This is a genomic window from Actinokineospora sp. UV203, from assembly GCF_056323665.1.
In genome coordinates this window covers 5,597,746-5,610,284 of the sequence record NZ_CM150484.1, presented here as the reverse complement: position 1 = coordinate 5,610,284, position 12,539 = coordinate 5,597,746, and the positions used below count along the sequence as shown (strand labels likewise).

The 12,539-nt window shown below is 70.0% G+C and carries 11 protein-coding genes; 5 read left to right on the top strand and 6 right to left on the bottom strand.

Translation table 11 applies throughout. The features are described from left to right. Nucleotides 1-76 precede the first annotated feature (76 nt). The 3 genes from serA to ACUZ2Y_RS26940 all read right to left on the bottom strand — a co-directional run bounded on the left by serA (nt 77) and on the right by ACUZ2Y_RS26940 (nt 4,754). Nucleotides 77-1,675 (bottom strand): phosphoglycerate dehydrogenase, encoded by a 1,599-nt coding sequence (gene serA, locus ACUZ2Y_RS26950; RefSeq protein WP_476324101.1) that lies wholly within the window; start codon nt 1,673-1,675, stop codon nt 77-79. Between the two features lie 164 nt (nt 1,676-1,839). Then, entirely contained in the window at nt 1,840-2,250 is a 411-nt protein-coding gene (locus tag ACUZ2Y_RS26945) for a hypothetical protein (RefSeq protein WP_476324099.1), read from the bottom strand. Nucleotides 2,251-4,478: 2,228 nt separating this feature from the next. Further along, nucleotides 4,479-4,754, bottom strand: coding sequence for a DUF397 domain-containing protein (locus tag ACUZ2Y_RS26940; protein WP_187221356.1), 276 nt, complete (start codon nt 4,752-4,754; stop codon nt 4,479-4,481). 131 nt (nt 4,755-4,885) lie between these two features. Between ACUZ2Y_RS26940 and ACUZ2Y_RS26935 the strand changes: the two genes are divergently transcribed. Then, nucleotides 4,886-5,602, top strand: coding sequence for a hypothetical protein (locus ACUZ2Y_RS26935; RefSeq protein ID WP_476324097.1), 717 nt, complete (start codon nt 4,886-4,888; stop codon nt 5,600-5,602). A 70-nt stretch (nt 5,603-5,672) separates the two neighbouring features. Here the strand turns inward: ACUZ2Y_RS26935 and ilvC are convergent, their stop codons facing one another. Genes ilvC through ACUZ2Y_RS26920 form a run of 3 tightly spaced genes read right to left on the bottom strand, consistent with a single transcriptional unit; the run spans nt 5,673 to nt 9,074 of the window. Further along, nucleotides 5,673-6,686, bottom strand: a complete 1,014-nt coding sequence (gene ilvC, locus ACUZ2Y_RS26930) for a ketol-acid reductoisomerase (protein WP_476324095.1) — start codon at nt 6,684-6,686, stop codon at nt 5,673-5,675. Between the two features lie 46 nt (nt 6,687-6,732). Then, nucleotides 6,733-7,239 (bottom strand): acetolactate synthase small subunit, encoded by a 507-nt coding sequence (gene ilvN, locus ACUZ2Y_RS26925; RefSeq protein ID WP_091371379.1) that lies wholly within the window; start codon nt 7,237-7,239, stop codon nt 6,733-6,735. Between the two features lie 2 nt (nt 7,240-7,241). Further along, entirely contained in the window at nt 7,242-9,074 is a 1,833-nt protein-coding gene (locus tag ACUZ2Y_RS26920) for an acetolactate synthase large subunit (RefSeq protein ID WP_476324092.1), read from the bottom strand. Between the two features lie 291 nt (nt 9,075-9,365). Here ACUZ2Y_RS26920 and ACUZ2Y_RS26915 point away from each other — a divergent pair, with 291 nt between their 5' ends. From ACUZ2Y_RS26915 to ACUZ2Y_RS26900, 4 genes are all read left to right on the top strand, one after another. Continuing rightward, nucleotides 9,366-9,818 carry a PH domain-containing protein gene (locus tag ACUZ2Y_RS26915; protein ID WP_476324090.1) on the top strand — a complete coding sequence of 151 codons (453 nt, stop codon included), beginning with the start codon at nt 9,366-9,368 and terminating at the stop codon, nt 9,816-9,818. A gap of 148 nt (nt 9,819-9,966) precedes the next feature. Next, a complete protein-coding gene (gene ilvD / locus ACUZ2Y_RS26910) occupies nt 9,967-11,811 on the top strand; it encodes a dihydroxy-acid dehydratase (RefSeq protein WP_476324088.1) in 1,845 nt (614 codons plus the stop codon). A 56-nt stretch (nt 11,812-11,867) separates the two neighbouring features. Next, nucleotides 11,868-12,125 carry a type II toxin-antitoxin system Phd/YefM family antitoxin gene (locus ACUZ2Y_RS26905; RefSeq protein ID WP_476324086.1) on the top strand — a complete coding sequence of 86 codons (258 nt, stop codon included), beginning with the start codon at nt 11,868-11,870 and terminating at the stop codon, nt 12,123-12,125. Beyond that, nucleotides 12,122-12,496, top strand: a complete 375-nt coding sequence (locus ACUZ2Y_RS26900; RefSeq protein ID WP_476324084.1) for a type II toxin-antitoxin system VapC family toxin — start codon at nt 12,122-12,124, stop codon at nt 12,494-12,496. The genes ACUZ2Y_RS26905 and ACUZ2Y_RS26900 overlap by 4 nt, the downstream gene beginning before the upstream one ends. The last annotated feature ends 43 nt before the right edge of the window (nt 12,497-12,539 follow it).

Genomic DNA, 12,539 nt, shown 5'->3' with positions numbered 1-12,539 from the left:
CAGATGGACCCGATCAGGTGTCGCGCGCCCCGCGACCGCTCGTGCGGCCGCGAGGAGCGGACGGAATCCAAGTCGATCAGCCGAAGTCGATCGAACGAACGGTGCGGGCGCCGATGGACTTGCCGATCGACTCCAGCACCGACTGGTCGACCGAGCGGCCCACGCGCAGCACCATCACCGCGTCGGTGCCGTCGGTGGTCTGGCTGATCTGCGCGGCGTCGATGTTGATGCCCGACTCGCCCAGCAGGGTGCCGACGGTGCCCATCACGCCGGGGCGGTCCGGGTACTCCAAGAACACCACGTCGCCCTCGGCGCGCAGGTCGAAGTGCCTGCCGTTGACCTCGACGAGCTTCTCGACCTGGGTCAGACCGGACAGCGTGCCGCTCACGGTCAGCGACGAACCGTCGGGGTAGACCGCGCGGAGCGTGACGAGGCTGCGGTGGTTGGCGCTCTCGGATTCCTTGGCGAGGTCGATCGCCACCCCGAGGTCCTCGGCCAGGCGCGGCACGTTCACGAACGTCACCTGGTCCTCGACGATGCCGGAGAACACGCCGCGCAGAGCGGCCAGCGGCAGGATCGAGACGTCCTCTGTGGACAGTTCACCGCGGACGACCACGGAGATGGAGGTGGGGGCCTTCGGGCTCAGCGCGGAGAGCACGGTGCCGAGCTTCTGGGTCAGCCGCAGGTACGGCCGGACCTCTTCGCCGACGACGCCACCGGCGGCCACGTTCACCGCGTCGGGCACGAACTCGCCGCGCAGGGCCAGCAGCACCGAGCGGGCCACGTCGGTGCCCGCGCGGTCCTGGGCCTCGCTGGTGGAGGCGCCCAGGTGCGGGGTCACGACGATGCCGGGGACGCCGAAGAGCGGGCTCTCGGTGGTGGGCTCGGTGACGAACACGTCGACACCGGCGCCGCCCACCTGGCCGCTGCGCACGGCGTCGGCGAGCGCCTGCTCGTCGATCAGGCCGCCGCGGGCGGCGTTGACGATGATGACGCCCTTCTTGGTCTTCGCGAGGGCGTCGGCGTTGAGCAGGCCCTTGGTTTCCGGCGTCTTGGGCAGGTGCACGGAGATCACGTCGGCCCTGGAGAGCAGCTCGTCGAGGGTGACCAGCTCGATCCCCAGCTGCGCGGCGCGCGCGGGCGAGGCGTACGGGTCGTAGGCGATCAGCGTGGTGCCGAACGCGGCGAGGCGCTGGGCGAAGAGCTGACCGATCTTGCCCAGCCCGACGACGCCCACGGTCTTGCCGTTGAGCTCGACCCCGGAGAACTTGCTCCGCTTCCACTCGCCGCCCTGCAGCGTGGCGTGCGCCTCCGGCACCTGGCGGGCCACGGCCAGGAGGAGCGCCACGGCGTGCTCGGCGGCGGAGACGATGTTCGAGGTGGGCGCGTTGACGACCAGGACACCCCGGTCGGTCGCGGCGGGCACCTCGACGTTGTCGAGGCCGACACCCGCACGGGCGACGACCTTGAGCTTGTCACTGGCCTTGAGCACCTCGGCGTCGACCTGGGTGGCCGACCGGACAAGCAGCGCGTCGGCACTGGCCACGGCGGCGAGCAGGGCGGGGCGGTCGGTGCCGTCGACGTGGCGGACCTCGATCTCGTCGCCGAACACATCCAGCACGGACGGCGCGAGCTTCTCGGCGATGAGGACGACGGGTCGGGTCGAATTGGTCACGCTGCGACTCCAAGGTCAGGAGGCTGGGCAGGAGACGGTTACCGCGCTGTAACCAGACGTCGACGAGTCTATGACGTGGGCTGAACCGTTACACCAGGAGGTGGGATTCATGACATGGCAGCGTTCAGCCACGCCGCCCCGACGACAAGGTCAACTACGCGGCGTCACTCCCCGATGACCTGCGGAGCGGTGAACTCACCGCTGCCGAACATCTCGTCGTCATCGCCTTCGACCAGGAAGGCGGGGCGGCGTTTCTCCTGGTCCTTGACGGTGGGGAGCTCGGGGTGGTCGTCGCCCGACCGAACCGGGACGGGGGTGCTGCCGGTCGAGTAGCCACCGGAGCCCGCGGGGCCGAAGCCGCCGCCGAAGGCGCCGATGGGCGGGAGCTTGGCAGCGCGGGCTGGAGGTGGCTGGGGCGGGCGGTTGGGTGGTGGCGGGGCTGGGGGGCGGTTTTGCGGATTGGGGCCGGGTGGCTGGCGGGAGGCGTCTGGACCGGGTTGGCGCATCGGGGGACGCGGGGCGTCGGGGCCGGGCTGGCTCATCGGGCGGGGAGCGTTGGGACCGGGCCGGCGCATCGGCGGACGGGAAGCGTCAGGACCAAGCTGGGCCATCGGCGGGCGCGGAGCGTCGGGGCCAGGCTGGCCCATGTGGCGGGGAGCTTCAGGTCCGGACTGACCCATCGGGCGCGAAGCATCAGGTCCAGACCGGCCGGGCTGAATGGGTGGGCGCGGAGCGTCGGATCCGGCATAACCCATCGGACGGGGAGCGTCGGGACCGGGCTGGCCAGGTCGAACCGGAGGGTGTGGAGCCCCAGGGACGGGCAGGCCAGTCTGGACCGACGGGTGCCCGGGCATGCAATGGTGCGGCGGATCGGTCCGGCCGGATTCGCCTGGCCGCATGGACCGCTCGACGTCGGACAAAGGCTGACCGGGGCGATCCTGCGGGCCGGGCAAGTGCTGACTGGCCTGACCTGGCGAACGCTCGGCGCCGGGCGTCGGAGGGCCGAGCCGGGCTGGGTCGGGCCCGTGCTGACCAGGTCCCATCGCCGGGCGCCTGTCGGGCAGGTGTTGTCCGGGACGGCTCTGAGGATCAGCCGGATGCGGTCCGGACATGTCCGATTGACGATCACCCACCGGCACCTGGTGGCCAGGCACGTGCTGACCAGGCAAGCCCGACGGACGGTTGCCGTCCGGCATCGGATGACCAGGCCGAACAGGCAGATGCTGACCCGACAAACCCCGCGATCCCTCGGCGCCAGGCATCGGGCGGTTGGGCCGGGCCTGATCGGGTGCGTGCTGTCCCGACCGCGATGCCGGGTCGCCAGGCAAGGGCTGACCTGGGCGAATCGGGTGTCGTGGAGCGTCGGGGTGCCCGTCGCCCATGGGGGCGCCGGGGCGGTTTTGCGGTGGGCTGCTCGGGCCGGGCCGGCCATGGCCGTCAGCCGGGTGTCCAGGCCTCATCGGCCCGGCGGGGTGGCCCTGCGGCGGGTGCGCCAAAGCCGGGTCGCGGTGCAGGCCGGGCGGACCCGACATCGGCCCCGGCGCACCTGGGTTGGTCGGGTACGGGCGATGCCGCGGCCCGGTCGGCGGGTGGTTCTGCCGGGCGGATGACCTGCCCGCCGAAGAGTCCTCCATCGGGTCCGGCCCACCCAGTGGCCTCGGCGGGAACGGTGCGTGGATGGCTGGTTGAGGGCCGGTCCGCGAGCGAGCGGGCTCTCCCCCGCCGAACGACATCGGCTGGCCGTCGGGTGCATGAGGTCCGCCCATGCCCGCCGGAGACCCGGCCACCGGGCGCGCCTCGTCCGGCGATCGCGACGGCGGCTCGCCGGTCGGGGAGGAAGGGGGCATCGGCAAGCGGTCCTCACTCGAAGGCGTACGCGTCACCTCCATCGGCCCAACTGGGCCGGACGGAAGTACAGGACCATCCATCACAGGGTCGGCTGGGACGGGTGGATAGGCCCGACCATCCACGAACGACCGGGCCTCATCGAACGACGGATACGAAACCTCCGCCGATACGCCGGGCAGCGGAGAACCATCCACCACGGGATCGGCCGAAACCGGCGAATAATCCCCAAGCCCATCGACCATCGAACGATCCTCACCGAACGACGGATACGAACCCCCCACCAATGCGCCGGGCAGCGGAGAACCATCCATGACGGGCGCGGAATCCGGATGAACCGGCGGCCCAGAGGATGCCGTGGGAGGTGGCGGGTTCGGGGGCCGTGGGGCGTCCAGCGGGAGCGGGTCCGCGTTGGAGTGGGCGAAAGGTTGTTCGGCCGGCCAACGCTCCTCCCCCGACGCCGACGCCGACGCCGCGGGCGCGGGCGCTGGCTCGCTGTGGGCGTCGCCGGTGGGCCAGCCTGGGTCGCGGATGTCCGCGGGGGGCTCCTCGATGCCGCCGATGCGCGGAGCGACCCGGGCCGGGAGGTCCTCCGGGGCGGCGTGGGCTCGGCGTGAGCGGCGGCCGGGAGGGGCGCTGGGCTCCGCGAACCGGCCTGCCAAGTCGTGTGTCAAAGAGTTGGGCGCGGCGGGCTCCACGAAGCCTCCACCGGGCCAGACATCCCCAGAACCCCCAGACCCCCCGGCCGGCTCCTCGAAGCCCGGCCTGCCATGCCCCCCGCTGCCTAAGGGTAAGTACTCCTCAGCGGCCTGCCGAGCCTCCGCCGAGTGGCGCCCACCGCCCGACGGCGGTGTCCACCCGCCCTCGTCCTGTGCCCACTCCGGCGCCGCGGCGGGGGCCACCCAGCCTGGGTCACCCGATCCAGTGAAATCCCCCCGGTCCCGGGCCGCGCCCGGGCTCACCACGGCTCGTCGAACTCGCCTGCCTTGGCGCCCTCGACGAAGGCGTCCCACTCCGATTCGGTGAAGACCAGGACGGTGTCGTCCGGGCCGGTGAACTTGGAGTTGCGCATGGCGATGTAGGTCTTGCCGTCGGTGTGCGGGACGAACGCGATCTCGACGTATTCGCCGTTCGGGTCGGCATCCGGCTCCGCGGCGCGCTGCCAGTCGGCCTTCGTCAGGTCGAGGTTGCCGCGCACCTCGGCCTTGTCGTCGTAGATGGGGGCGCTGTCCATCGCGTCTCCTCTTTAGTCCCGAAGGCGTAACCGAAAACTGTCGGGCCCAGGTATACCGCAGTGGGCGGCTCGGCGATGCCGGAACGTGTCGGTCCGGCCACTGTGCTGTCGCGCTCAGTAGCGTGACCCGCGTGAGCTCGTATTACGCGCGTTACCTGAGCGGCGAGCACGAGTCGGTCTGGAACGACCTTCGCGCGCTCGGCGATATCCCGGAAGACCTCGTCGAGGATGCCGCCGCGGTGGCCGACGAGACGATGATCCGGGTCGGCCAGCATGTGGCCCGCATCGCCGCGGCGCTGCCCGAGCTCGGCTGGGTGTCCTCCGACCGGCTCGTCCCCGCCCACCAGTCGCCCACCGAGGACGACGACGACCTGGTCGACACCCTCATCGACAAGATCGGCGGCCTGCCCCTGGCCCTGGAGGCCTGCCTGCGCCGCGTCGGCGAGGTCTGGTTCGCGGGCGACTGCCAGGCCCTGGAGTTGACCTACCACCAGCAGCCCGCCCCGCGCGGCACCCCGCCGGGCCCGGAGTACCCGGACCCGCTGTGCCTGGGCAACGCCTACTCGCTGAGCTACGAGCTGCGGCGCTGCGACGACCCGTCGGCCTTCGTCTTCGCCATCGCCCCCGACGAGAGCACCAAGGCCAACGTCGCGGGCGCCGCCCACGGCATCGAGCTGCCTGCCCTGACCGCCGACGCCGTCCTGCACGGCGTCGCCGGCAGGCCTGGCGTCACCCTCGTCGACTACCTGCGCGAGTCCGTGGCCTGGGGCGGATTCCCCGGCTTCTCCTTCACCCCGGAACTCGCGCCCGCCGCGATCATCACCCTGCGCACCAAGCCGGACTTCTGAGAACACTTCTGAGGAGAACACAGTGGCCCGCGGCGTCGAGGACGCCACGGGCCACCGTTGGGGGTAAGTCTCAGGCGGTGTCGGTCAGCGGCCGGTCGACCCAGGACATCAGGCCACGCAGCTTGCGCCCGGTCTCCTCGATCGGGTGCTGCTCGCCCTGCTCCTGCAGCTTGCGGTAGTTCTCGCGGCCCGCCTCGTCCTCGGCCACCCACTCGCGGGCGAAGGTGCCGTCCTGGATCTCGCCCAGGATCTTCTTCATCTCTTCCTTGACCGCGGGCGTGATGACGCGCGGGCCGCGCGTGAGGTCGCCGTACTCGGCGGTGTCGGACACCGAGTAGCGCTGGCGGGCGATGCCGCCCTCGTACATCAGGTCGACGATGAGCTTGAGCTCGTGCAGCACCTCGAAGTAGGCGATCTCCGGGGCGTACCCGGCCTCGGTGAGCACCTCGAAACCGGTCTGGACCAGCGCGGACGCGCCGCCGCAGAGCACGGCCTGCTCGCCGAACAGGTCGGTCTCGGTCTCCTCGGTGAACGTCGTCTTGATGACGCCGGCGCGCGCGCCGCCGATGGCCGCGGCGTAGGACAGGGCGAGCGCCTGGGCGCCGCCGGTGAAGTCCTGGTGCACGGCGATGAGCGCCGGGACGCCCTTGCCGTCGACGAACTGGCGGCGCACGAGGTGGCCGGGGCCCTTCGGCGCGACCATGGCCACGTCGATGTTCGCCGGTGGCTTGATCAGGTCGTAGCGGATGTTGAAGCCGTGGCCGAAGAACAGCGCGTCGCCGTCTTTGAGGTTGGGCTCGATGTCGTCGGCGTAGATGAAGCGCTGCTTGGTGTCGGGCGCGAGCACCATGATCAGGTCGGCTTCCTTGGAAGCCTCCGCCGGGGTGAGCACGCGCAGGCCCTGCTCCTCGGCCTTGGCGCGGGACTTGGAGCCCTCGGGGAGCCCGATGCGCACGTCCACACCCGAATCACGCAGGCTCAGCGCGTGCGCGTGGCCCTGGCTGCCGTAACCGATGACCGCGACCTTGCGACCCTGGATGATGCTCAGGTCGGCGTCGGCGTCGTAGAAGATCTCGACGGACATGGTGCTGTTGTTCCTTCCTGGGACTAACGAAAATCGTGGGAATCGGTCACCGCACGGCGGTTGCCGTGATGGAACGCGGACCGCGGCCGATGGCGACCATGCCGGACTGGACCATTTCGCGCACGCCGTAGGGCTCGAGCATGCGCAGGAGCGCCTCGAGCTTGTCGGCGGTGCCGGTGGCCTCGATGGTGAGCGCCTCGGGCGAGACGTCGACCACCTTGGCGCGGAACAGGTTCACCGTTTCGAGGACCTGGCTGCGCACGGTGGCGTCGGCGCGGACCTTGACCAGCAGCAGTTCCCGCTGCACCGCGATCGACGGCTCGAGCTCGACGATCTTGATGACGTTGATCAGCTTGTTGAGCTGCTTGGTGACCTGTTCCAAGGGCAGCTCGTCGACGGCGACCACGATCGTCATCCGCGACACGTCCGGGTGTTCGGTCGGGCCGACCGCGAGCGAGTCGATGTTGAAGCCGCGCCGGGAGAACAGGCCGGAGACGCGGGCCAGGACACCGGGCTTGTTCTCGACGAGAACGCTCAATGTGTGAGTAGTCATGATCATTCCTCGTCGAACAGTGGCCGGATGCCGCGCGCGGCCATGATCTCGCTGTTGCCCGTGCCCGCGGCGACCATGGGCCACACCTGGGCGTCCTTGCCGACGACGAAGTCGATCACGACGGGCCGGTCGTTGATGGCCATGGCCCGGTTGATGACCTCGTCGACCTCTTCCTTGGTCTCGCACCGCAGGCCCGCGCAGCCCAGCGCCTCGGCGAGGAGGGTGAAGTCGGGGATGCGGAACTTGTGCGTGCCGAGGTCGGTCTGGGAGTAGCGGCCGGAGTAGAAGAGGTTCTGCCACTGCCGGACCATGCCCAGGTTGCCGTTGTTGATGACGGCGACCTTGATGGGCGCGCCCTCGATGGCGCAGGTGGCGAGTTCCTGGTTGGTCATCTGGAAGCAGCCGTCGCCGTCGATCGCCCAGACCACCGAGTCCGGCTTGCCGAACTTGGCGCCCATGGCGGCGGGGACGGCGTAGCCCATGGTGCCCAGGCCGCCGGAGTTGAGCCAGGTGCCCGGCTTCTCGTAGCGGACGTGCTGCGCGGCCCACATCTGGTGCTGGCCGACGCCCGCGGTGTAGATGGCGTCGGGGCCGGCGATGGCGCCGATGCGCTCGATGACGTACTGCGGCGAGAGGGCGCCGTCCTCGGGCCACTCGTAGCCAAGGGGGTAGGTCTCGCGCCACTGGTCGAGCTGCTTCCACCAGGGGGCGAGGTCTTCGGCCCCCAAGGCCTTCTCGGCCTTCACCGCGGCGATCAGCTCGATCAGGATCTCCTTGCAGTCACCGACGATCGGGACGTCGGCGCGGCGGTTCTTGGAGATCTCGGCCGGGTCGATGTCGGCGTGCACGATGGCCGCGCCGGGCGCGAAGGAGTCGAGCTGGCCGGTGACCCGGTCGTCGAAGCGGGCGCCGAGGGCGATGAGCAGGTCGGAGCTCTGCATGGCGCCGACCGCGGGGACGGTGCCGTGCATGCCGGGCATGCCCAGGTGCTGCTTGTGCGAGTCGGGGAACGCGCCGCGCGCCATCAGGGTGGTGACCACGGGCATGCCGGTCAGCTCGGCGAGCTCGAGCAACTCGGGGGACGCCTGGGCCTTGATGACGCCGCCGCCGACGTAGAGGACCGGGCGCTTCGCCGAGCACATGAGCTTGGCGGCCTCGCGGACCTGCTTGCCGTGCGGGCGGGTGGTCGGGCGGTACCCGGGCAGCCGCAGCTCCGGCGGCCAGATGAAGGAGGTCTGCTCCTGCAGGACGTCCTTCGGGATGTCGACGAGGACCGGTCCGGGCCTGCCGGTCTTGGCCAGGTGGAACGCCTCGGCGATGATCCGCGGGATGTCGGCCGGGTCGGTGACCAGGAAGTTGTGCTTGGTGATGGGCAGCGTGATGCCGCAGATGTCGGCTTCCTGGAACGCGTCGGTGCCGATGAGCGCGCGCGTCTGCTGGCCGGTGATGGCCACGAGCGGCACGGAGTCCATGTTGGCGTCCGCGAGCGGGGTGACCAGGTTCGTCGCGCCGGGGCCGGAGGTGGCCATGCAGACGCCGACCTTGCCGGTGGCCTGCGCGTAGCCGGTGGCGGCGTGGCCTGCGCCCTGCTCGTGGCGGACAAGGATGTGGCGGACCTTGGTGGAGTCGAGCAGCGGGTCGTACGCGGGCAGGATCGTGCCGCCGGGAATGCCGAAGACGATTTCGACGCCTACCGCCTCGAGCGAGCGGACGAGTGACTGCGCGCCGGTCACCCGAACGGGTGTCCCGGTCGGCGGCGCGGGCTTGGGGCGGGCGGAGTTGCCCGGCCCCGGTGTCGCGGGGGCCGGCGTGGGCCGCGATGTGGCGCTGGTCATCGTTTCTGCCTCGTGGGTAGAAGTGTTATCTGGTCACGGGAAGCGGGTGAGGGCACAAAAAAGCCCCCGTCGACCGGCATGGTCGTACGAGGGTCCGCGCGTTCGATGCGTGCTGGCTTCCGTCAGCGTCGAACGCGCGGCGGAAGTACGAGAATGGATGGTGAGGGCACGGCTCAGACGCTAATGCGTTCGGCCTAGGGCGTCAACTCTGCGGGATCGTGATCCCGGATACTGGACGGTGGGCAGGGGGTCGGGCGGATGCCCGCGAGGCCGGGGGTGCACCATTTGTCTGTGTCCGACCAGCAGATTCCTTCCCGTCTCGTGTTCCGGATCCCCGGTGTCGCCATCCTCGCGGCCCTGCTCCTGGCCGTGTGCGCGACGCCGATCGCGTTCGCCGCGCCCTGGCTTCCGGTGCTCTATGTCATCCCGCTCGCCATTGTGGTGTGGGTCATCCGGGTCCGCACCACGGCCAACGCCGACGGCATCGTCGCGCGCCGGGTGGTCGGGAGCCGGACCCTGCCGTGGGACTCCCTCAAGGGGCTGCGGCTGACCAAGCGCTCCGGGGTGCGCGCGGTGCTCGCTGACGACACCGAGGTCACCCTGCCGTGTGTGCGTGTCCGGCATCTGCCCGCGCTCGCTCTGGTCAGCGGCGGCAGGCTGGACGACCCGACCGAGACCCCGGTCACCGAAGCCGAGGACAAGCCTGCCGAGCAGCCGGCAGAACCGGCCGTCGAGGCGGAGTAACCTGGGGTCACCGCTTTCGCCCCGGCGCCCACCCAGCCAACCGCAGGCCTAGGGGACCGAGACGTACCGTCACCACGGTTACCAGCTCACGTAAGACAAACGCATTAGTTGACCCGGGTTTAAATTCCGGGGAGGCGGAAGGAGTCACGTGCCTGCATTGCGCTCGCGCACGACGACCCACGGCCGCAACGCCGCCGGAGCCCGCGCGCTCTGGCGTGCCACCGGCATGACCGACAGCGACTTCGGCAAGCCCATCGTCGCCATCGCCAACTCCTACACGCAGTTCGTGCCCGGCCACGTGCACCTGCGCGACCTCGGCGACATCGTCGCCGACGCGATCCGCGAGGCGGGTGGCGTGCCTCGCGAGTTCCACACCATCGCGGTCGACGACGGCATCGCCATGGGACACAGCGGGATGCTCTACTCCCTGCCTTCTCGCGAGATCATCGCCGACGCGGTGGAGTACATGGTCAACGCCCACCAGGCCGACGCGCTGGTGTGCATCTCCAACTGCGACAAGATCACCCCCGGCATGCTCAACGCCGCGATGCGGGTCAACATCCCCGTGGTGTTCGTCTCAGGTGGACCGATGGAGGCGGGCAAGGCGGTCGTCGTCGGCGGTGTCGCCCAGGCGCCCACCGACCTGATCACCGCGATCTCCGCGTCGGCGAGCCAGGAGGTCGACGACGAGGGCCTGAGCGAGGTCGAGCGCTCGGCGTGTCCGACCTGCGGCTCCTGCTCGGGCATGTTCACCGCCAACTCGATGAACTGCCTCACCGAGGCCCTAGGGCTCGCGCTGCCGGGCAACGGCTCCACACTGGCCACCCACTCCGCCCGCCGGGACCTGTTCACCCGGGCCGGGACGGCGGTCGTCGAGCTGTGCAAGCGCTGGTACGGCGAGGACGACGAGTCGGCTCTCCCGCGTTCGATCGCCAACCGCAAGGCGTTCGAGAACGCGATGGCCCTGGACATGGCGATGGGCGGGTCCACCAACACGGTGCTGCACGTGCTCGCCGCCGCCCAGGAAGGCGAGATCGACTTCACCCTCGCCGACATCGACAACATCTCCCGCCGCGTCCCGTGCCTGTCGAAGGTTTCACCGAACTCCGACTACCACATGGAAGACGTGCACCGGGCGGGCGGGATCCCCGCCCTCCTGGGCGAGCTGTACCGGGGCGGGCTGCTCAACACCGATGTCGCGTCGGTGCACAGCCCGTCGCTGGAGCAGTGGCTGTCCGAATGGGACATCCGCGCGGAGAACCCGTCCGAGGCGGCCGTGGAGCTGTTCCACGCGGCCCCTGGCGGCGTCCGCACCACCAAGGCGTTCTCCACGTCGAACCGCTGGTCCTCTTTGGACACCGACGCGGCGGGCGGCTGCATCCGCGACGTCGAACACGCCTACACCGTCGACGGCGGTCTCGCGGTGCTGCACGGCAACCTCGCCGAGCGCGGCGCGGTCATCAAGGCGGCGGGCATCGACGAGGAACTGTTCACCTTCCAGGGCCCGGCGCGGGTCGTGGAGAGCCAGGAGCAGGCCGTCTCGGTGATCCTCGGCAAGCAGATCCAGCCCGGCGACGTGCTGGTCGTGCGCTACGAGGGCCCGGCGGGCGGCCCGGGGATGCAGGAGATGCTGCACCCCACGGCGTTCCTCAAGGGCGCGGGCCTGGGCAAGAAGTGCGCCCTGGTCACCGACGGCCGCTTCTCCGGCGGCTCAAGTGGACTGTCCATCGGCCACGTCTCCCCGGAGGCGGCGGGCGGCGGCACCATCGGCCTGGTCCAGGACGGCGACCAGATCCGCATCGACGTGCACGCGCGGACCCTGGAACTGCTGGTGGAGCCCGAGGTTCTGGCGGAGCGCCGGGCGAAGATGGACGCGAGCGAGCGCCCGTGGCAGCCGGTCGACCGGGTCCGCCCGGTCACCGCGGCCCTGCGCGCCTACGCCCGCATGGCCACCGACGCCTCCACCGGCGCGGTGCGCGACCCGGACAAGTAAACGCGTTTGACCACGGCATACTGGTGGACTAACCTCTTAGCTAGGAGGTCTTGCCCATGGGCGCCGAGCACCTTGATCAGTTCAACATCCATGAAGCCAAGACGAATCTGTCTCGGATCATCGACCGTGTCGAACACGGCGAGGAGATCATCATCAGTCGGGCGGGCACACCCGTGGCGAAGGTGGTCCCGCTCCCGCGGAAGACCCGACGTTCCAGCTACGGGATCCTCACAGGCAAGATCGCCGTCGCGGGCGACTGGGATTCCCCTGAGGTGAACGAAGCTATCGCCGACGACTTCTACGGGACGACATGAGGCTTCTTCTCGACTCGCACGTCGTTCTGTGGTGGCTGACGCGCGACCCCGGTTTGTCCGATGACGTCAGAGAACTGATCGCCGAGGAAGCGGAAGTCTACGTAAGTACCGCGACTGTATGGGAACTAGGCATCAAGCAGGAGTCAGGCAAGCTCGCCAGCCCGGAGCGACTGCCGGAGGTCGTCATGGACGCCGGCTTTCGCAACCTGCCGATCACCGCGGACCACACGATCAAGGCAGTTCGACTCCCCATGATCCACCGCGACCCTTTCGATCGCGTCCTGATAGCGCAGGCCCTGGTGGAGGAGTTGACCTTGATCACCTCTGATGCGCACATCAAGCAATACGACGTGCCAGTCCTCGCTCCGTAGGAATCCTCCGTAACGACAGTGGCACCGGAGTCATGGACTCCGG

What these genes read in the sequence shown, in the direction of transcription:
- ACUZ2Y_RS26945 (WP_476324099.1), bottom strand. Translation starts at nt 2,250, where the DNA reads ATGCGCCGGCCCGGTCCCAACGCTCCCCGCCCGATGAGCCAGCCCGGC.
- ACUZ2Y_RS26940 (WP_187221356.1), bottom strand. Translation starts at nt 4,754, where the DNA reads ATGGACAGCGCCCCCATCTACGACGACAAGGCCGAGGTGCGCGGCAAC.
- ilvC (WP_476324095.1), bottom strand. Translation starts at nt 6,686, where the DNA reads ATGTCCGTCGAGATCTTCTACGACGCCGACGCCGACCTGAGCATCATC.
- ilvN (WP_091371379.1), bottom strand. Translation starts at nt 7,239, where the DNA reads ATGACTACTCACACATTGAGCGTTCTCGTCGAGAACAAGCCCGGTGTC.
- ACUZ2Y_RS26920 (WP_476324092.1), bottom strand. Translation starts at nt 9,074, where the DNA reads ATGACCAGCGCCACATCGCGGCCCACGCCGGCCCCCGCGACACCGGGG.
- ACUZ2Y_RS26905 (WP_476324086.1), top strand. Translation starts at nt 11,868, where the DNA reads ATGGGCGCCGAGCACCTTGATCAGTTCAACATCCATGAAGCCAAGACG.
- ACUZ2Y_RS26900 (WP_476324084.1), top strand. Translation starts at nt 12,122, where the DNA reads ATGAGGCTTCTTCTCGACTCGCACGTCGTTCTGTGGTGGCTGACGCGC.